The sequence below is a fragment of the Gordonia sp. YC-XJ4 genome (genome assembly GCF_059511865.1).
This window is the reverse complement of sequence record NZ_CM183447.1, coordinates 5,530,130-5,548,675: the sequence shown is the minus strand read 5'-3', so window position 1 is coordinate 5,548,675 and position 18,546 is coordinate 5,530,130. Positions and strand designations below refer to the sequence as shown.

Genomic DNA, 18,546 nt, shown 5'->3' with positions numbered 1-18,546 from the left:
GCCCCGACTCCCAGCCTTGAACGACCGAGGAGAAGACATGACCGTGCAGGATGCCCATATCAAGCCCGACTTTTCACAGGAGGGCATGGCCCGGGTGAACGGGCGCAAGCCCGTCGACATGGAACGATCTGCAGGTCGTCTGTTGCGGTCTTCCGCGGAGAAGTTCTACGACGCGGAGATCGACATCGACTGGGAGTCGCCCTGGGAGGAAGGCAAGTACTTTCTGCCAGAGCACCGGGTGTCGCTATACGGCACCAAACTATGGAACAAGATGACCGAGGAGCAGCGTCGCGAGCTGGGACGCCACGAGATCGTGAGCATCCTCAGTTTCGGCATCTACGCAGAGAACCTCTTGAGTTCGGCGCTCCTGCGCATGTCGGCAAAGGGGGCCCTAACCGATCAGAAGTCCCTATACGCGCTAACAGAAATCGGCGATGAGTCCCGCCATTCCACTATGTTCGCGCGCCTCATTAACAAAACAGGCGTGCCCCCTTACAAGCTCCCTAAGGGCTTCTTGAGCTTCGCAAAGATCCTGCATTTCGTCCCGCTCGGACCGTCGGTGTCCGGAGCCACGCTGCTGATCGAGGAAATCCTGGACCGCGCCCAGCGCGAGGCGATGAACGACCCCAGTATGCAGCCTCAGCTTCGCCAGCTCATGAAGATCCATGTCCTCGAGGAAGCCCGTCACATTACCTTTGCGCGACTGGAGATGATCGAAGGCATGCAGCGTCGACGTAAGGCGACGCGCGCTTGGCACCGAGGGGTGCTTGCCGTCATCGCGAACCTGGCGTACCCGCTGCTCATTAATCCGAAAGTGTACCCCGCAGTGGGAATTAGCCGCTGGCGTGGCGTATGGGCACAACAAACCAGCCCAAACTATCGGACCAACCTGCAGTTCATGTCGGAGCCCATGATTCGGTTCTTCCATGAGGCGGGAATGCTGGAAGGCAAGTTCACAATGGCCATGTGGCGCGCGACGCGGAGCCTTCCCGACGATCTCCGCTGATCTCCGTTCACGCGGCCGAGCCGTCACGGTCGACATCAGTTAGACCTGTGCGGAGCATTCTCGATGGCTTCGCGATCACTTCCGCCTCAACAGATCACCCGCTGCCACTGTGCGCAGGTGATGTGTTGTGCCAACGAACCCACGAGGGAGAAAGCATAAACATGGCATCTTCAACTACCCGGCGCGCCTCGCGCGCCGCCGCCAAAACCGACTCAACCGACGACCCGATTTCGACCAAGATTCTGATCATCGGAAGCGGGTTCTCTGGTCTCGGGATGGCCGCACAGCTAAGACGTCGCGGGTACAGCGACTTTCTAATCCTGGAGAAGGCAAGCTCCGTCGGTGGAACCTGGCGCGACAATACCTATCCGGGCTGTGCATGTGACGTCCCGTCGCTGATGTACTCGTACTCATTCGAAAGTCGAGGTAGCTGGTCGAAGGTGTGGTCGTCACAACCAGAAATTGAGCGGTATCTACAAGACGTCGCGGACAAGCGCGGCGTGACACAAAAGATTCATTTCGGTCAGAAGTTGGTTTCCGGATACTGGAGCGAGTCAGAGTCGCGGTGGCACCTGCGTACTGAGTCCGGACGTGAGTACATTGCTCAGTTCGTAGTTTCAGGAGTCGGTGCGCTGCATATCCCCAATTTTCCCGAAATTTCGGGGATTGAGGACTTTAAAGGCGAAGCGTTTCACTCCGCACAGTGGGATCATTCGGTGGATCTGGAGGGCAAGCGTGTCGCCGTGATCGGCACTGGTGCCAGCGCTATCCAGTTTGTGCCGTTCGTACAGAAGGAGGCCATGTCCCTCAAGGTCTTCCAGCGAACCCCTGCCTGGGTCCTACCCCGCAAGAATTTCACCGTTCCGCCGGCCCTGCGGACTCTTCTGAGCAGACTCCCGATTGCACGTCGTATCGCCAGGTGGTCGGTGTACTGGGGTGCGGAGAGCCTAGCCTTCGGCCTCAACGGTCACTCCAACCTTATGCGGCCAATCGAACGGGTCGCTCGGTGGAACATTGAACGCTCCATCTCTGATCCGGCACTACGCAAGAAACTGACCCCGTCATATCGCATCGGCTGTAAGCGAATTCTGGGATCAAACGACTATTACCCTGCACTTGCGGCGCCCAACACCACCGTCATCAGCGATCGGATTGAGAGGGTCACCGCTGATTCCATCATCACCTCAGACGGCGTCGAGCACCTCATCGACGTAATTATTTATGCGACCGGTTTTCACGTGACTGATGGTTTCGATCAGCTCGCCCTGAAAGGTGCCACTGGCGAGGATCTCCCGTCCCACTGGCATCAGACGGGGATTAACACGCACCTGGGCATCACGACCAAGGGTTTTCCCAACCTGTTTTTCCTCCTCGGACCCAACACGGGCCTCGGCCACAACTCAGTGGTGTTCATGATCGAGCAACAGATCAAATACATCATGAAGGCCATCGACACAGTAGAAAGCCGAGGCGCTGAGAAGGTTGACGTACGCCCGTCCGTGCAAGAACAGTTCAACACCGACATCCAGCGGAAGCTGGCCAAGGGAGTGTGGACCAACGGCGGCTGCACGAGTTGGTATCTCGACTCGCAGGGCGTCAACCGGACCGTGTGGCCGGGCTTCACATGGCAGTACTGGCGCGCCACAAAAGATTTCGACCCCGCCGAGTACGACATCGCCTGAGCCCGAACGCACGGAGAGACACGATTCGTAGAAATGGTGAGACGACAGTGAGCAATTCTGACCGGCATGATTACACAGGCAAGGTGGCAGTGATCACCGGTGCCGCGTCAGGGATCGGTCGGTCTCTGGCACTCCAGTTGGCGGAGCGAGGTGCCGCACTGGCACTGTCCGACATTGATGAGATGCACTTGAAGGAGACTGCAGAACTTTGCCGCACCACGTATGCGGCGACGGTAACCGCCGCCGTACTAGACGTTGCGGACCGCAGTGCGTTTCAGGACTATGCCGACGGAGTGCGGTCAGAGTCGGGCCACGTCGACATGGTGTTCAATAACGCCGGCGTGGCCTTGGGCGTCGACGTGGTCGACATGACCTGGGAAGACTTCGACTGGCTCATGGGCATCAACTTTGGCGGAGTCGTTAACGGGTCGAAGGCGTTTCTGCCTCACCTGATCGCGTCCGGGGACGGACATCTCATTAACACGTCGAGCGTCTTCGGCTTGATCGGAATCCCCAGCCAGAGCGCATACAATGCCGCGAAATTCGGCGTCAGAGGCTTCACCGAGGCGCTCCGACAGGAGATGAAAATCAGTCGATACCCGGTCACAGTGACATGTGTGCACCCGGGGGGTGTAAAAACCAACATCGTCAACAATGCCCGAGGCGTTTCCGCCATGGGGGCAGACACCGCGACTGTCGCCTCGCTGTTCGACAGGATCGCACGAAGCACCCCGGATAAAGCAGCGGCGACAATCCTCAAAGGTATGGACAAGAAGAAGGCACGAGTGTTGATCGGTGCGGACGCCCGCGGTTTCGACTTCGTGGCACGGGTGATCGGTCCCCGCTACCAGGACATCGCGGCGCCACTGACACGGGCGGGTTACGCGGTCGCACGTAGACAGGGGATCCTCAAGTGACCGTCGAACCCGATGCACGTCCGGCTGCCGCAGCCCGCTCACGCACCTTGCGCGTCTCAGAAGTGACCCAGGAAACGAAAGACTCCGTCACCATTTCGTTCGAGATCCCCGATGCCATGGTCGAGGAGTTCAAGCATGTCCCAGGGCAATTCATCACCGTGAAGATCCCATCTGATCGGACCGGTCATGTCGCACGATGCTACTCGTTGAGCAGCTCGCCTCACGTCGAGGACTTCCGTCTCGAGATCGGGATCAAGCGGACGGAGAACGGTTACGCATCGAACTGGCTGTGCGACAACGCGATGACGGGAATGGAGTTGACCGTCCTCCCGCCGTCGGGGCACTTCACGGCTAAGAATCTCGACGTCGATTTTCTATTCTTTGCAGGAGGAAGTGGGATCACTCCGGTCTTGTCGCTGATTAAGTCGGCGCTTGTGTGCGGCGGGGGCGAAGTCACACTGTTCTACGCGAATCGCGATGCCGAGTCGATCATGTACGAGGGCCAACTGGCGCAGATCGCCTCCGAGTTCCCCGAGCGTTTCACGGTCTTCCACTGGTTGGAGTCGGCTATGGGGATTCCGGCACCTGAGGATGTCGAATCCGCCATACGTGAGCACCGCGGTGCACAGATCTACACCTGTGGTCCGGCGCCGTTCATGGATCTGGTTCAGAAGTCGGCGGAGGCCTGCGGTGTCGAGCACGCCTCGGTACATCGAGAAGTCTTTCAGTCACTGACCGGAGATCCATTCGAGACAGCCACGATGCGTCAGCTCAGTGACGACGATGGTGTGGCGACCGCCACGGTCTATCTGAATGGGCAGTCCATCACGACTGAGTGGCCGCGCAACACTCCGTTGCTCGACGTGCTATTGGCCCAAGGTCACAATGCCCCGTACTCCTGCCGAGAAGGGGCCTGCAGCGCGTGCGTATGCAAGCTGGTTGAGGGTGATGTAGAAATGGCACAAAACCACATCCTCGTTGAAGATGACATTGCCGACGGTGAACGGCTTGCGTGTCAGGCACTTCCGCTGACGGATGCAGTCACGGTGAGCTTCGATGACCTCTGAGATAGCGAGCGAGTCGCGAGGATCGCGGCACCTCGAGGTCCTCTCCTCCGACGGAACCAGGTTGTTCGCCCAGGAATTCGGCTCGGGCCGGGATGCTCCACTTCTAGTCTTTAGTCACGGCTGGGCCTGTCAGGGGCGTTTCTGGCGGCCACAGATCGAACAGTTCGCGGCGACGCATAGGGTAGTGGTCTACGACCAACGCGGACACGGGTGGAGCGACCGGGGCCGGGTACCGTTCTCGGCGAGACTTCTGGCCGATGACTTGGAGTCCGTAGTTCGGGCGGTAGCCACTCCCACCGACAAGGCTGTCGTGGTCGGACACAGCATGGGAGGTATGTCCATCATGAGCTGGGCAGCTGAGTACCCAGCCTCGGTGTCGGAGCTGGCCCGCGGAGTAGTACTGGCAAGCACCGGGCCATCACAGTTGGTGGATCGGTCAACGTTACTCAAAGTTCCCCGCCAGCTACGACCGAGACTTGAACGGGCCTTCGCGGCTAGTCTTGCGGTCGCGGGACCCGAGATGCAGGACACGCGTTTGTCTCGCCGCCTGATTCGTTACGGAACCCTGGGCCCGGGCGCGACTGTCGAGGTAATCGATGAGTGCGCCGACATCGTGTTGCGATGCCCACCACAGGTGCGGGGGATGTGGGGTGCGGTTTTGGCGACAATCGACGTCAGCAGGGGTGTTGACTCGCTGACAGTGCCGGCGGCGGTCATCGTGGGCGATGCCGACAGACTGACCCCGGCGGCCCATTCGGTGGATCTCGCAGCGCGACTGGGTCGGCAGGGCGTTCTATTTGAATTCACTCTTCTCGACAAGGTCGGTCACATGTCCAACCTAGAGGCCGTTGAAGACTTCAATTCAGCTGTGGCCAGGTTAGACAGATCCGCTTGAAGCTCGTTTCGACCCATGTCTCTGCCGACTGCATGCGTGCGCCACGTGCTTATTGGGGCGACGGTCAACCATCCTGGTAGCGTGGTGGGTCATGTCTGTAGTCCGTCGAATCTCCGCAGCCCCGGTGAAAGTGCAACGTCGTGTGCGCGATGCACGAAGCACGCGTTGGGACGACCACCGCGCTATCGTGAAGGCTGAACTCGTCGACGCGGCAATACGCGCGATCGAGAAGTTTGGCGACGCTGTGAGCATGGACGACTTCGCGGAAGAGGCAGGGGCGTCGAAGCCGAAGCTTTATCGCCATTTCGGTGACCGAGCTGGGCTCTATTCCGCTGTGGCAGCACGTTTGGGTTCGATGATGTGGGAGTCCGCACAGTCAACTCTGCTCTCCGGACAGCAGGACTCCGTCGACGAGCTCTTCCGGTCAGCGATCTCCGCATACGTGTCATTGGTCGACGAGCATCCGGCGGTCGTCCGCTTCCTCATGACGAACCACATGTTTCAGTATTCTGAGTCCGGCGAGGGAGGGGCCGCGGATCAGCTGAGATCGGCAATGGATATTATTTCCGACGAGTTCGCCCGTAGCCTCCAATCGGTCGGTGCCGACGAGTCCCTCGTCGCCGTCGTAGTGGCCTCCATCTTGGGGGCGGGCCTATCAGCTACCCAATGGTGGATCGATCACGGTCGGCTCAATGGAATGAGCAAGGACCTGTTCTCCGCGCACCTTTATCAGACGTCGTGGGGGATCATTGACGGCGCTGCGGCCACAGTGGGCGTTCGCTTCCGCAGAGACAGACCCTTCGGCGACCCCGCGTTCGCCACTCGCCTCGGACTAGACTGATCCCGCTCGCGAGAGACGGTGCCGCCCCAGTCTCCGCCCTCAGTATTTGATCACAACTGTGTTCCTTATCGCGAGGAGCACTTGTCCAAGTGTCGGATGGGCGGGTCGAACGACTCGTCGTCTACCACCTGATCTAGTGTCATCTCGTCGCCCCCGGTGATGAAGCCGGCGAGCCAGTCAGGCCCCCAGGTCTGGCGCGACTGAGGTGAGCCCTCCTGGGTGGTCCAGTCGTTGTGGGACTCTGTTGCTCGATTGTTCGAGCAGGAAGAATCAACGACGTCATGACATCGAACAAGCGCCGCCGGCACACGCCGGAGCAGATCATCCGCAAGCTCGCCGAGGGCAATATGCTCCTCGCCGCTGGTCAGGAACTCGACGAGGTGTGCCGGCACCTCGAAGTCGCGGAGTCCACGTGGCATCGCTGGCTGGCCCAGTACGGCGGCATGAAAGCTGATGACGCCAAGCGGCTCAAAGAACTCGAGGCGGAGAACGCCCGACTCAAGAAGCTCGTGGCCAACCAGGCCCTCGACATTGACATGCTCAAGGACCTGTCGTCGGGAAACTTTTGACCCCGAACCGTAAACGCCGCGCCGTGACGGTGCTGCAAGAACGGTTCGGGGTGTCTCAGCGTCGGGCGTGTGCGGTGGTCGGTATCCACCGCTCGACGATGCGCCTGAGGACACAACCAGCGGACGACGAGGACACCAGGCTGAGGGCCTGGCTACGCAGGTTCTCCACCGACCGGCCCCGGTGGGGGTGGCGGCGAGCAGCGAAGATGGCACGCAAATCCGGATGGGCGGTCAACGACAAACGTATTCGTCGACTATGGTGTGAGGAAGGACTTCGAGTGCCCCAGCGCCGCAAAAAGAAGCGGTTGACCGGCGTCGGTGTCACCGTAGGGGCGATGTGTCCTATCCGGCCGAACGTGATCTGGGCGATGGACTTCCAATTCGACACCCTCGCTGATGGTCGTACGATCAAGCTACTCAACATCATTGATGAGTACACCCGAGAGTGTCTGGCCATCGAGATCGGCAGGTCAATCGACGCCGACCAAGTGGTCGCAGTCCTTGACACGCTGGCTTTGACCCGCGGGGCGCCGGTCTACGTGCGGTTCGACAACGGCCCCGAATTCGTCGCCCACGCCGTACGCGACTGGTGCCGATTCACCGGCACCGGAGCCTTGTTCATCGACCCCGGTTCGCCATGGCAGAACGGCTGGATCGAATCGTTCAACGGTCGACTACGCGATGAACTGCTCAACTCGTGGCGCTTCGATTCTCTGCTCGAAGCCCAAGTGATCACCGAGGATTGGAGGACCGACTACAACACCGCCAGGCCCCACAGCGCCCACGGCGAACTCAGCCCCGCTGAATTCGCTCTACAGTGGACCACGACCCACCAATCCCAAGCCGCATAGCGACTGGACCACCAAACGGGTCCCCCTCACAATACGTGGCTAACTTATGAAGTTGGGACAAAGCGCGCGAAGTCGTGCCCCATGCCGGAATGGTTTCTGGATTATTCGATCAGTGCCGAAATGAAGGAAGTTGACATGGCGGACAGTGTGCAAAGCACAGCCGTCGGGCCTGTCGCAGCTTAATCGCTTGGTTGTCAGCTCGACAACTAGTCATTCTCCGGTGCAGTCTCGCACGCTGTGTCGCAACCCCGAGCTTGCCTTCACTCTCGCGCTGAAGGAGCACCGGCACGCCGAGCCCATCAAGGTTCTGGGCCGCCAACCACTCTAACCTCAATCTTTCGTGAGGTGGCGGTCCCTTGTTGAGTGGTCCGGATGGTGTGGTTTGAGGACCGCATTCCGGGTGTGGGCCGTGGCGTGTTGCCCGAGGCGTCGGTGGGCGTCGGGGTTCACGGTCCCGAGGTGGAGCATCCTTTCTGGATCGATGATCGGATCGAGCCTGGTGGTCAGGCCGGCGCGGGAAGCACTGCGAGTCTGGCTATTCTGAGGTTCCCCCCGAACCGTAGAGGCATCGATAATGAGGAGCACGATGCCAGAGAAGCGGAAGAAGTACGACCGGGAGTTTCGTGATGGGGCGGTCCGGATCGTCGAGGAGACAGGTAAGCCGATCGCCCAGGTCGCTCGAGACCTGGGGGTCAACGAGGGCACCTTGGGTAACTGGGTCAACCGGGCGCGCGCCGAGCGGGAGGGCCGCGGCGAGCTGACCGTTGATGACGCTGCTGAGCTCAAACGGTTGCGTGACGAGGTCGCCGAGCTGCGCATGGAGCGTGATGTCCTCAAGCGATCAGTGGTCCTGTGGGTGAAGGAGGCGACGAAGTGAGCGTGGCACGCTTTATCGCCGACCAGAGGACCAACTATCGGGTGCCACACGCGGTGTCCTGCCGGCTGCTCGGGGTCAGCGAGGCGTGGTTCTACAAATGGCATAAGCGGACCCAATCGCCGGGTGCGGCAACGGGTTTGCACACCACCCGCGACTATCGCCGGGACACCATCGACCGGGCCGTGGCGGTGGCGTTCGACAAGGCCCGCGGCCTGCACGGGTCACCGCGCCTGCATGCGGATCTGCGTGCTGACGGGTGGACGGTGACCGAGAAGACTGTCGCTGATTCGATGTGTCGTCAGGGCCTGGTCGCGCGGCGGATCCGCCGGCGCAACGGGCTGACCCGTCAGGACAAGACCGCCCCGAAGTTCCCCGATTTGTTGGGTCGCGATTTCACCGCACAGTGCCCCGATCAGCGGTGGGTCGGCGACATCACCGAGATCCCGACCGCGGCGGGCAAGCTGTATCTGGCCACGGTCATCGACCTCTACAGTCGCCGCCTGCTGGGGGCGGCCACCAGTCGTCACCCGGATGCAGCGTTGGCGTGTGCGGCGATCGAGATGGCGGTCGCCACGCGGGGCGGCATGCAGGCGATATGGCGTGATGACGATGCGCAGAAGCTGATTTTCCACACCGATCGTGGGTCGACGTACACCGCGAGACGGTTCACCAGGCTGTGCCAGAAGATGGGTATCCGGCAGTCGATGGGCCGGGTCGGATCGTGTTTCGACAACGCCGCAGCGGAGGCATTCTTCTCTTCTTTGGAGTGGGAAGTGTTGTCACGCAACGAGTTCCATACTATCATGGAGGCGCAGGCGGTCGTGTTGGAGTGGTGCTACGGCTTCTACAATCACCAGCGTCGCCACAGCGCGATCGGGATGATGAGTCCGGTCGACTACGAGAACACCGCAGTCACCGAGCCCGAAGCCGCATAGAGGAGTCCTCCACGATTCCGGGGGAACCACAATTCCGTCGAGCAGGAGGTCGACGTAGGGTGCGTGGGCGGCGAGTTTCAACCGGGTGAATCACCCCAAGTTTTGTGCCGCCTCCAATGTGGGGGTTTGCTCGGTGGTGAGTCCAGCGTAGTAGCTGGCCTCGTACTCGTTGGGTGGGATCAGGCCGATGCTCGAGTGCAGCCGGCTGCAGTTGTACCAGTCGACCCACGCTGCGGTGGCGTACTCGACGTCGGCGATGGTCTTGTAGGGGCCCTGGTGGAAGATCGTCGTGCGGATGCACTCGGTCTTGTAGAGGCCGTTCGCTGATTCGATCAGCGCGTTGTCGTAGGCATCTCCCACCGATCCGATCGACGCAGAGATACTCTCCAGTGAGAGTTTCTGCGTCAACCGTGTTGACGTGTACTGGGCGGGTTCAATCGGTCCATGCAACACCGGGTTGTTGTAGTGAGTGTAACTGTCCTTCAAAGACTTCGGCGGGGGTCTTCCAGCCGAGGGCCTTTCGGGGACGGTTGTTGAGGGTGTATGCGATGGCTTCGAGGTCGTTTGCAGACCACCGTGACAGGTCAGTTCCCTTCGGAAAATATTGGCGCAGCAGCCCATTAGTGTTCTCGTTGGACGGTCGCTGCCACGGCGAATGCGGATCGGCGAAGAACACCTGCGTTCCGGTATCCATCGCGAACTGGGCATGAGCGGACAGTTCCTTACCGCGATCCCACGTTAACGTCTTGCGCAACTGCTGCGGCAGCGCCGCTATCGACGCCGTCAGTGCCGCGTTCATCGCGATGGCGCCGTAGCCACCGAGTGCCGGCCCGTTCTTCACCGGCGGTTGCTCACCCCACCCTTGCAAGCGTGGGAGATGGACTAGAATCGTTGCGCGACTGCGCCGTTCGACAATAGTGCCGATAGCCGACCGACCCACACCGATGATGAGATCACCCTCCCAGTGGCCGGGGACAGCACGGTCGTGGGCCTCAGGCGGGCGCTGGCTGAGGACGACATCGGAGGTGACGTGACCCTGCGGCTTGTTGCGTGAGCGAGCACGGGGCTCCCGCAATGCCCGCCCGGTCCGCAGGCACGCCACCAACTCGCGTTTGAGCGCGCCACGGCCCTCGATGAACAGGGATTGATAGATTGCCTCATGACTGATGCGCATGGATTCATCATCGGGGAAATCGACCCGCAGGCGCTGGGAGATCTGCTCCGGACTCCATGCCAGAGACCACCGCCGGTCGGCCCGGTGCGGCTTGTTGAGCCCCTTCCACGGCGGCGGCGTGGGGCCGGCGACGATCGTGCCGTAGGGGCTACGGACAGTGCCCGCCAACCGCTCCTGCACGTACTCCCGCAACTCGACGTTGGCCACGAGTTTCGCTGTTTTCGGGCGCTTGGCGGCCTGCTCAGCTTTCCACTGCGCCACCGAGGCTCGATACTCGAGTTTCCCACTCCTGGTAGCGGAGTTGCGGCGCAACTCACGCGAAATCGTTGCCGGACTGCGTCCGATCTGCCGAGCAATCTCTCTCACACCACACTGTTGGGCGCGGAGCAGCGCGATCTCTTCCCGTTCAGCGAACGACAGGTAACGACCCGCCGGCTCGTCCAGACTCAGTGGCGTCATTCCGCCAGCGTGGCGGAACCACCGCGACCCCACCGGCACCGACACGCCGACCGCCACCGACGCCTCCGCCGTGCTCATCCCCGTCGCGATCAACCCCCAAAACTGACGTCGCACCGCCCGCGACGGCTCGGGCCGGCCCGGCGAACGCATCGCCGGCCGCAACGCACGATCAGCTCGCCACTGCCGACGAACCCCCGTGGGCGCATCGCTGGTCTTCTTGCTCCAGTCTGCTGTAGCCAAAGCCAACACCTCCAAGATCAAGGTGTTGCGACGACCAGTTGAATTCACCCTGCGATCCTGCATCCGAATGGTGTATCAGCTCACCATCTTTGACAGGATGACCATCGCGGTCACGTTGCCATAGCGCCATCCGTAGAGGGATGGTCACCAAGGTGGCGTCCTTGCTCGTGGAGGCATGCCAGGCCACGATCTTGCGGGAGAACACATCGATGATGAACACGACGTACACCCATCCGGACCACGTTCGGACGTAAGTGAAGTCGGTGACCCACACACGGTTCGGTTCGGCAGCACAGAACGTGCGGTTCAACAGGTCTCCGGCCCGGATTCCATCCGTGGACGGGATCGTTGTTCGGATACCTTTGGAACGACGAATACCATTGAGGTGCAACATCTTCATCGCGCGGTCCACCGCACCGTAGGACACCCCTGGCATGCTGGTGCGGTCCAGAAGTGCACGCATCTTCACGCGTCCGTAGAGCCCTTCCGGGGTGAGCCGCCGCCGTCCCTGGTGATCGACCCGCCACGCGACCTCACGCACCGCATCGACAGTCTGGGCGTCGCTGATGGTGCGTGCGGCGGGCCGACGCGAACGCCAGGCCCGATAGGTGCGTGCGGCGATCTGGCAACCCTGCTCCCGCAGGACTCGGCAGATCGACTCGACCGCTACACCTTCAGCTCGCATCGTGTCGATGAACGCGATGATCATCGATTGCGGGGGTCGAGTTCCCCCGCGAAGAAAGTCGTCGCCGCTTTCAACACCGCCACGTCCTCACGCAGTTGCCGGTTCTCGGCCTTGAGCTTCTTGATCTCGGCCGATTCCTCCGAGGTCACGCCCGGGCGTTGCCCGGTATCGACTTGATTCTGCACCGCCCACCGGCGGACCGATTCCTTCCCAACGCCGACCTGCTTGGCCACAGCCTCGGCCGCCGCTGTCAGCGACGCATACTCACCACCATGGGTCTGCAACAACCGCAACGCCCGCTCACGGACCTCTGGATCGATCTTCTTCGGCATAACGCTCATCCTTCCTAACTCAGAAGGAAACGGCATCAAACCTAGGGTGATTCATCTCGACGAGACTGGCGCCTTCGACACCATCGAGACCGCGCAAACGGCTATCGACGAATGGGTCCACGCCTACAACACCTGCAGACCGCATCAGTCGCTGAACATGGCCACCCCTGCCAGCGTGTTCCGCAGTCGCAGCACCGATCCCGACACCATGCCCAGCAAGCCTGTTGGTGCCGAGATCCGACCGGAAGCCGAAGTCGTTCGGCCAGCTCCAACCGTGGCCGATCAGTCGAGTTCCGCCATTGAGGGTCAAGCCCCTAGAAGTGGTGTAACTGGTTTTTGATCCTTCGTTGGTGATCAGGCGGGCAGTTGCATCAGGTCATCGGTGCTCACCTCCGTCGTGGAGCCGGTGTTGGTACCGGTGGTCAGGGTGAGTCGGCAGCGGCCCAGAACTTCGAGGCCGAGGTAGCGGCGGCCTTCGGCCCATTCGTCGGTCTGTTCTGCCAGGACGGCGCCGATGAGGCGGACGATGGCGTCACGGTTGGGGAAGATCCCAACCACGTCGGTGCGGCGGCGGATCTCGCGGTTGAGCCGTTCTGTGGGGTTGTTGGACCAGATCTGTCGCCACACGTCGTCGGGGAACGCGGTGAAGGCGAGCAGGTCCTCGCGGGCATCGCCGAGGTGCTCAGCGACCTCGGGCAGGCGGTGCTCGGTGTACTCCAGCAGCCGGTCGAACTGGGCGTTGACGGCGTCCGCGGTGGGCTGGTCGTACACGCTGTGCAGCATCGCTTTCACGGCCGGCCACATGGACTTGGGGCACACCGCCATAAGGTTGGCGGCGTAGTGGGTGCGGCAGCGCTGCCACGCGGCTCCGGGCAGGTTCGCTGCGATCGCCTCGACCAGGCCGGCGTGGGCGTCGGAGGTCACCAGCCGCACGCCGCCCAGGCCGCGGGCGACCAGGTCGGCGAAGAAGGTGTTCCACGAGGCCGTGGTCTCACTGGTGGCCACCTGCATACCGAGGACCTCGCGGTGCCCGTCACCGTTGACCCCGGTGGCCAGCAGCACCGAAGCCTTCACGACCTGCTTGTTCTCCCGGACCTTGATCGCAAGCGCGTCGGCGGTGACGAACGTGAACGGCCCGGCCTCGTCCAGGCGCCGGTGGCGGAACGCGGCGACCTGCTCATCGAGATCTTGGGCCATGCGTGAGACCTGCGACTTGGACAGCGAGTCGATGCCCAAGGTCTTGACCAACTTGTCCATCCGGCGAGTGGAGACGCCGGCCAGGTAGCAGTCCGCCACGACCGTGATCAGCGCGGATTCGGCCCGCTTGCGGCGCTCGAGCAGCCACTCGGGAAAGTAGCTGCCCGAGCGCAGCTTCGGTACGGCGACGTCGACGGTGCCGACGCGGGTGTCCAGGGGCCGGTGGCGGTAGCCGTTGCGCCGGTTGGTGCGTTCGGCGGTGCGGGCGTTCCATTCGGCGCCGCACACGGCGTCGGCGTCGGCGGAAAGCAGGGCGTTGATCATGGTCTGCAGCAGCTCGCGCATCAGATCCGGTGATGCGTCGGAGAGGGCTTGGCTAAGCAGGCCTGCAGGGTCGACAATATGGGGTGCGGTCATCGTGATGACTCCTCGAGGATTCTTTAGACGGTTGACTCGAAGGATCACACGGTGGCCGCTCTACATTCGTGCACAACACGGATTCGTAGACGGGCTCGGCCACCGAGTTACACCACTCTAAGGGGCACTACTCCATTGAGTTCGACACTGTCGTGCCGCCGTCCGGTGTAGTGACTATTGCCGGTGTGCAACAGGTGTGGGTCGGAAAGAAACTATGCGCAGCGCAGTGTCGTGATGTGGGCTGACCTGTCGAGCGTGTACATCATCTGCGACGACATCGTGATCAAGACGGTCCGGTCGAAGCTGACCACCGCAGACCTGCAACGACTCCGCGCCCGCGGCACCCGCCCGGGCCGGCCCAGACCGGCGCAAGCCGCGTTCGACACCTCCACCGCCACCCATCGGCCGCGAGCTATCGAGATCGACCGGACCGCGAACCGCGACGGCATCGTCATTGTTCGTGGACATGAACTCGCCCTCGGCGTCGTGACGGCCGGCAGCCGGGTCACCCTGCGGATCGACGGCGAGTTGATCCACGCGACCAACGGCACCCACCTGATCAAGACGCTACCCAATCCTCTTGACCTAGAGAATATTCGCCGCTTGACCGGAGTTCGGGAAGCCAGCACCCCGCTGCCGCCTGCGCCACCGTCAGGGCCGCAGAGCGTGCAGCGCCGGGTTCCCAAGAGCGGTCAGATCATGGTGGCCGGCCAACGCCTCCGAGTCAGTCCGACCTACGCCGGCACCATCGTCACCATCATCGTCGACGATCACCACCTACGAGTGCTCGACGGCGCCAGAGAACTGTCACTGCACGCACGAACCACCACCAAGACCATTCGCAACTTCAACGCCCACCGGCCCCACCGCCGGTAAGCATCTCCCGAGAACACGACGTCACGCATCTCCTGAGACCGCACACGTCACGCTCGACCGAGTCCGCTGAACTGCGCGAGGCCCGTAAGCGGATCCGCCTGCTTGAGCAGGAGAACGAGGTGCTGCGTCGAGCGGCGGCGTATCTATCGCAGGCGAACCTGCCGGGAAAAGGCTGTACCCGCTCGTGAAAGAGCTCGCCGCCGACGGGATTGCCGTGCAACCTCGAACTGGGACCACGGTGACGGTGTGGGAACACAAGAATCGGGCGCGTCGGCTCCCTGCGGTCAGGTCGTCGTCGGGGGTGCCGGTGGCCTCACCGCGGCCTCGGCGACATCCGGGTGCGACATGATCCATCTTGGGGCGGGCCTATCAGCTACCCAATGGTGGATCGATCACGGTCGGCTCAATGGAATGAGCAAGGACCTGTTCTCCGCGCACCTCTATCAGACGTCTGGGGGATCATTGACGGCGCTGCGGCCACAGTGGGCGTTCGCTTCCGCAGAGACAGACCCTTCGGCGACCCCGCGTTCGCCACTCGCCTCGGACTAGACTGATCCCGCTCGCGAGAGACGGTGCCGCCCCAGTCTCCGCCCTCAGTATTTGATCACAACTGTGTTCCTTATCGCGAGGAGCACTTGTCCAAGTGTCGGATGGGCGGGTCGAACGACTCGTCGTCTACCACCTGATCTAGTGTCATCACGTCGCCCCCGGTGATGAAGCCGGCGAGCCAGTCAGGCCCCAGGTCTGGCGCGACCAGTAGGACCGAATCAACTCGTAGGAACTGATGCCCACGATCTCGTGGTTCACCCCGTCGGACTCCGGTAGCGACCCACCTCAGTCGATCCAGATGCGAAAGGGCCGGGCTAGGGCCAATACCGTTCAGTTAAGCGGGTCGGTTGTGTAGATCGGTGACTGTGTCGGTTGCGGCCAGGAGGCGTGGTGAGCGCGTTTGACGTGCCATTTCACGTATTTGCGTTTGACGACGCGTGGGTTGGCTCGTCGTCGACGTGCGGGGTTGAGTCTGCGTGTGAGGCGAGTGAGGAAGGTGAGCCAGCTGCGGCTGGTGGTGTCAGGGTCGTGAGGGGGGAAAGTCGCCCTGGTGGGCGACCGATTGGCGGGTAATCCTCAGTGCGGCAACGAAACTGACCCTGTCGGGGTCGTGGCCGGCGTGACCGGCGGCCTCGACCATCAACGACCGGATCGCATAGTGACAACACAGATGCCCCCAAATCTCCTGCAGCACAAGATCAGGAGACTTCGAACGCAGCACGGTACGGGGCCCGCGCTGGTGGGTTTTCAGCTCATCGAAGGCAATCTCGATCTCCCACCGCTCGGTATAGGCCGCAGCCAACTCGACCGCACCGACTTCGTCAGGGTCCAGGATCGTGGTCAGCAACCGATAGTGGTCGGCGTTCTCCCGGCCGTCATCGATGGTGTAGTCGATCACCCGCACCAGCATCGGCTCAGCGCGCCGCGCCGCGGCCGAATGTGTCTGGTGCAATTCGGCCAGCCACGAGCCATCCGGAAAGTCCTTCACATGTCGTGGTAACGGCCCTGTACCTGAGGTCTTCACCCGCCACAACAGATCCGCGTTGGTCGCTATAGCTTTGCGCCACAACGCATACGAGAACACTCCACGATCAGCCGTGACCAGCATCCCCGGTGTCAGATGCGGTAGCAACGACTCGATCAGCACCGCCTCGGACTGGGCGTAGGTGCCCACCGCGGCGGCGAAAATGGCGTGCGTGCCGCACTCGGCGAGCGCCACCACCCGCGCCATCGGGAACGCCGCCCGCTCACCCTTGTTCACCCCGGGCCGCCCGAAATACTCATCGTTGACCGGCGTGTCGGCGACATCAAGACACGTCCCATCCACAGCAACCAGCCGCCGCCCCGCCAACCACACCCCAGGCGTCGATTCCCGCCCCAACGGCACTGCGACCCGCTCAAACAACGCCTTCATCGGCGCCGACCCCAGACGAGACCGCGCCTGAAAGATCGCCGACTTCCCCGGAACGCGATAGGACTCCTCCCACCCCGACGCCCACGACAAACCATCCGTGAGCTGGGATAACACATCCTCATACGAGCCCTCGGCATACAACGCCATCCCGATCGAGAAATACGCCATCACCCGCGCCGGCAACGCCCGATGACGCACCTCGGTCCGGCCCGCCGCTGCGATCACCTCGTCCACCACATCCGGCGGAAACGTCCGCGTCAACACGCCCACCGACACCACATCCGACAACCGACGATCCGACTCAGGCTTCACCCACCCAGCACGAAGCATACCCTACAAACTACACCCATGTAACCTTAACTGAACGGTATTGGGGCTAGGGCCAGCCACTCACCGATGCGGTGCTGGCAGTTCTTCTAAACGGCGGACCTTAGGGATCTGGCGGCGGAGTCCAGTGAGGTGGCAAGGCTCGACTCAGTGTCAGTTAGAACCGCCGCGGCCTCGATGACGTGGTCGAGCCGGGTAGCAGCGGTCGAGCCCTTGTGTACGGCCGCCTGAGCGACTGATGTCCATGCTGCAGCCGCTCGGTGAGCATCTCTGGCAAGGTCGCTGGTTGCAGCATCGCCGGTCAGTCGGGCGATCTCGTCGCAGCCACACGCGAGTAGTCGTCGGAACAGGCCACCACCCGTACCTGCCTTCTCGATGAATGCACCAAGACTGAATAGGTGGACTTCGAGCACGTCGGAGGGCAGCTCATGCCAGAGCACCACGTCAGAGGATAGTGCTAGGGCTGCGTCTATTCCGTGTGTCCCCGAGTGTTCGACAGGGCCGGCGATCGTGGATCCTGCGGGCGCGCGCATGCATGCCGCAGATTGCGCGAACGCCTCCGCAGCCACGACGGCGATTGACGGTAGCGCCTCGGGCCAGTCAATGCGGAAGAGCGTATGTCGGGTCGGCTCGGGGAAGGTCATCGAGCGTCGGGCTCGCGCCAGCGCGTCGAAGGGAACCTGTTGAATTTCGACGCGATCGTTGTCTGCGACGTAAGCGATTTCTGCGTCGCTGTCGTAGCCCACTATGACGATATCGTGGCGACTCATGCGCAACTGAACGCGCAGGTAGGGCAATTCAGCAATTTCGGCCCACACGAGCGCGGGCCGGCCGCGGTCGAGTTCGTCGCGGACGAGATCCCACCCTAGCTGGGGATCGTCGGTGGACCGGACCTCCACCGTAGCGCCGAGACGGCGGGGGAGGTCCATCTCGAAGTCAGGACCACGTCCTACCAGATACAACGGCGGCACGAGGGCGTCGGTGCGAACATACGTGAGCGAGAGTGCTCCGCCCAGAGCGAACACCAGACCCTCGTTCGGTGGCCCGTCGAAGCCTAGTCCCGACCACTCCATCAAGTCGCGCATCGCGCTGGAGCCGCAATGGCCGCCCATTCGGTGTGGATAGGTGTCGAGCAATGACTCGGACATTGTCATGGTCTCCCTAGTGGTGGTGGACACTGTGCGACGGGATCTGGCCGACAGGTGGTGGCACGGGTGTTCGAGCGGGCAGTAACCT

Annotated in this window: 14 protein-coding genes and 4 pseudogenes; 12 read left to right on the top strand and 6 right to left on the bottom strand. The window is 62.1% G+C overall.

What is annotated here, in order from left to right; translation table 11 throughout:
• The first annotated feature begins 37 nt into the window (after window positions 1-37).
• The 9 genes from AC5ZH6_RS24825 (at window position 38) to AC5ZH6_RS24785 (ending at window position 9,640) form a co-directional block, all read left to right on the top strand.
• A complete protein-coding gene (locus AC5ZH6_RS24825; protein ID WP_005195186.1) occupies window positions 38-1,006 on the top strand; it encodes an AurF N-oxygenase family protein in 969 nt (322 codons plus the stop codon).
• Window positions 1,007-1,167: 161 nt separating this feature from the next.
• Window positions 1,168-2,688 (top strand): flavin-containing monooxygenase, encoded by a 1,521-nt coding sequence (locus AC5ZH6_RS24820; protein ID WP_005195187.1) that lies wholly within the window; start codon window positions 1,168-1,170, stop codon window positions 2,686-2,688.
• 47 nt (window positions 2,689-2,735) lie between these two features.
• Entirely contained in the window at window positions 2,736-3,605 is an 870-nt protein-coding gene (locus AC5ZH6_RS24815) for an SDR family NAD(P)-dependent oxidoreductase (protein ID WP_006369629.1), read from the top strand.
• Window positions 3,602-4,672, top strand: a complete 1,071-nt coding sequence (locus tag AC5ZH6_RS24810) for a ferredoxin--NADP reductase (RefSeq protein ID WP_005195189.1) — start codon at window positions 3,602-3,604, stop codon at window positions 4,670-4,672. Before AC5ZH6_RS24815 ends, AC5ZH6_RS24810 begins: the two co-directional genes overlap by 4 nt.
• A complete protein-coding gene (locus AC5ZH6_RS24805; RefSeq protein ID WP_006369630.1) occupies window positions 4,662-5,567 on the top strand; it encodes an alpha/beta fold hydrolase in 906 nt (301 codons plus the stop codon). The genes AC5ZH6_RS24810 and AC5ZH6_RS24805 overlap by 11 nt, the downstream gene beginning before the upstream one ends.
• Window positions 5,568-5,658: 91 nt before the next feature.
• Entirely contained in the window at window positions 5,659-6,408 is a 750-nt protein-coding gene (locus AC5ZH6_RS24800; RefSeq protein ID WP_026919816.1) for a TetR/AcrR family transcriptional regulator, read from the top strand.
• A gap of 281 nt (window positions 6,409-6,689) precedes the next feature.
• Window positions 6,690-7,828, top strand: a protein-coding gene (locus AC5ZH6_RS24795; protein ID WP_085949120.1) for an IS3 family transposase whose coding sequence is annotated in 2 segments (ribosomal slippage) — window positions 6,690-6,960 and window positions 6,960-7,828 — 1,140 coding nt in all. Because the reading frame shifts where the segments join, the coding sequence is not laid out codon by codon here.
• A gap of 586 nt (window positions 7,829-8,414) precedes the next feature.
• On the top strand, window positions 8,415-8,705 hold the full coding sequence (locus AC5ZH6_RS24790) for a transposase (protein WP_005195137.1): 291 nt from the start codon (window positions 8,415-8,417) through the stop codon (window positions 8,703-8,705).
• Complete coding sequence (locus AC5ZH6_RS24785; RefSeq protein WP_211541884.1) at window positions 8,702-9,640, top strand: IS3 family transposase; 939 nt, start codon at window positions 8,702-8,704, stop codon at window positions 9,638-9,640. The genes AC5ZH6_RS24790 and AC5ZH6_RS24785 overlap by 4 nt, the downstream gene beginning before the upstream one ends.
• Window positions 9,641-9,730: 90 nt before the next feature.
• Here the strand turns inward: AC5ZH6_RS24785 and AC5ZH6_RS24780 are convergent.
• The 3 genes and pseudogenes from AC5ZH6_RS24780 to AC5ZH6_RS24770 all read right to left on the bottom strand — a co-directional run.
• A pseudogene (locus tag AC5ZH6_RS24780) lies at window positions 9,731-10,072 on the bottom strand (integrase core domain-containing protein); the annotation flags it as partial.
• 1 nt (window position 10,073) lies between these two features.
• On the bottom strand, window positions 10,074-11,423 hold the full coding sequence (locus AC5ZH6_RS24775) for an IS30 family transposase (protein WP_422393741.1): 1,350 nt from the start codon (window positions 11,421-11,423) through the stop codon (window positions 10,074-10,076).
• A 136-nt stretch (window positions 11,424-11,559) separates the two neighbouring features.
• Window positions 11,560-12,530, bottom strand: a pseudogene (locus AC5ZH6_RS24770) (IS3 family transposase); the annotation flags it as partial.
• Between AC5ZH6_RS24770 and AC5ZH6_RS24765 the strand changes: the two are divergent.
• Window positions 12,424-12,711: pseudogene (locus tag AC5ZH6_RS24765) on the top strand (integrase core domain-containing protein); the annotation flags it as partial. The pseudogenes AC5ZH6_RS24770 and AC5ZH6_RS24765 overlap by 107 nt on opposite strands.
• Window positions 12,712-12,884: 173 nt before the next feature.
• Here AC5ZH6_RS24765 and AC5ZH6_RS24760 read toward each other — a convergent pair.
• Complete coding sequence (locus tag AC5ZH6_RS24760; RefSeq protein WP_336874021.1) at window positions 12,885-14,144, bottom strand: IS256 family transposase; 1,260 nt, start codon at window positions 14,142-14,144, stop codon at window positions 12,885-12,887.
• Window positions 14,145-14,378: 234 nt separating this feature from the next.
• On the opposite strand from AC5ZH6_RS24760, the gene AC5ZH6_RS24755 reads away from it, so the two are divergent.
• Together AC5ZH6_RS24755 and AC5ZH6_RS24750 are read left to right on the top strand one after the other, a co-directional pair.
• Window positions 14,379-15,020 carry a Mu transposase domain-containing protein gene (locus AC5ZH6_RS24755; RefSeq protein ID WP_026920504.1) on the top strand — a complete coding sequence of 214 codons (642 nt, stop codon included), beginning with the start codon at window positions 14,379-14,381 and terminating at the stop codon, window positions 15,018-15,020.
• Between the two features lie 354 nt (window positions 15,021-15,374).
• A pseudogene (locus AC5ZH6_RS24750) lies at window positions 15,375-15,574 on the top strand (TetR/AcrR family transcriptional regulator); the annotation flags it as partial.
• A 515-nt stretch (window positions 15,575-16,089) separates the two neighbouring features.
• On the opposite strand, the gene AC5ZH6_RS24745 reads toward AC5ZH6_RS24750, so the two are convergent.
• A complete protein-coding gene (locus AC5ZH6_RS24745) occupies window positions 16,090-17,313 on the bottom strand; it encodes an IS4 family transposase (protein ID WP_496167491.1) in 1,224 nt (407 codons plus the stop codon).
• Window positions 17,314-17,399: 86 nt separating this feature from the next.
• Window positions 17,400-18,458, bottom strand: a complete 1,059-nt coding sequence (locus AC5ZH6_RS24740; RefSeq protein ID WP_370530226.1) for a BtrH N-terminal domain-containing protein — start codon at window positions 18,456-18,458, stop codon at window positions 17,400-17,402.
• Between the last annotated feature and the right edge of the window lie 88 nt (window positions 18,459-18,546).

Bases quoted from the DNA above. Each gene is read 5' to 3' on its own strand.
- AC5ZH6_RS24825 (WP_005195186.1), top strand. From the start codon at position 38: ATGACCGTGCAGGATGCCCATATCAAGCCCGACTTTTCACAGGAGGGC.
- AC5ZH6_RS24820 (WP_005195187.1), top strand. From the start codon at position 1,168: ATGGCATCTTCAACTACCCGGCGCGCCTCGCGCGCCGCCGCCAAAACC.
- AC5ZH6_RS24805 (WP_006369630.1), top strand. From the start codon at position 4,662: ATGACCTCTGAGATAGCGAGCGAGTCGCGAGGATCGCGGCACCTCGAG.
- AC5ZH6_RS24800 (WP_026919816.1), top strand. From the start codon at position 5,659: ATGTCTGTAGTCCGTCGAATCTCCGCAGCCCCGGTGAAAGTGCAACGT.
- AC5ZH6_RS24790 (WP_005195137.1), top strand. From the start codon at position 8,415: ATGCCAGAGAAGCGGAAGAAGTACGACCGGGAGTTTCGTGATGGGGCG.
- AC5ZH6_RS24775 (WP_422393741.1), bottom strand. From the start codon at position 11,423: ATGCGTTCGCCGGGCCGGCCCGAGCCGTCGCGGGCGGTGCGACGTCAG.
- AC5ZH6_RS24760 (WP_336874021.1), bottom strand. From the start codon at position 14,144: ATGACCGCACCCCATATTGTCGACCCTGCAGGCCTGCTTAGCCAAGCC.
- AC5ZH6_RS24755 (WP_026920504.1), top strand. From the start codon at position 14,379: ATGTGGGCTGACCTGTCGAGCGTGTACATCATCTGCGACGACATCGTG.
- AC5ZH6_RS24745 (WP_496167491.1), bottom strand. From the start codon at position 17,313: ATGCTTCGTGCTGGGTGGGTGAAGCCTGAGTCGGATCGTCGGTTGTCG.
- AC5ZH6_RS24740 (WP_370530226.1), bottom strand. From the start codon at position 18,458: ATGTCCGAGTCATTGCTCGACACCTATCCACACCGAATGGGCGGCCAT.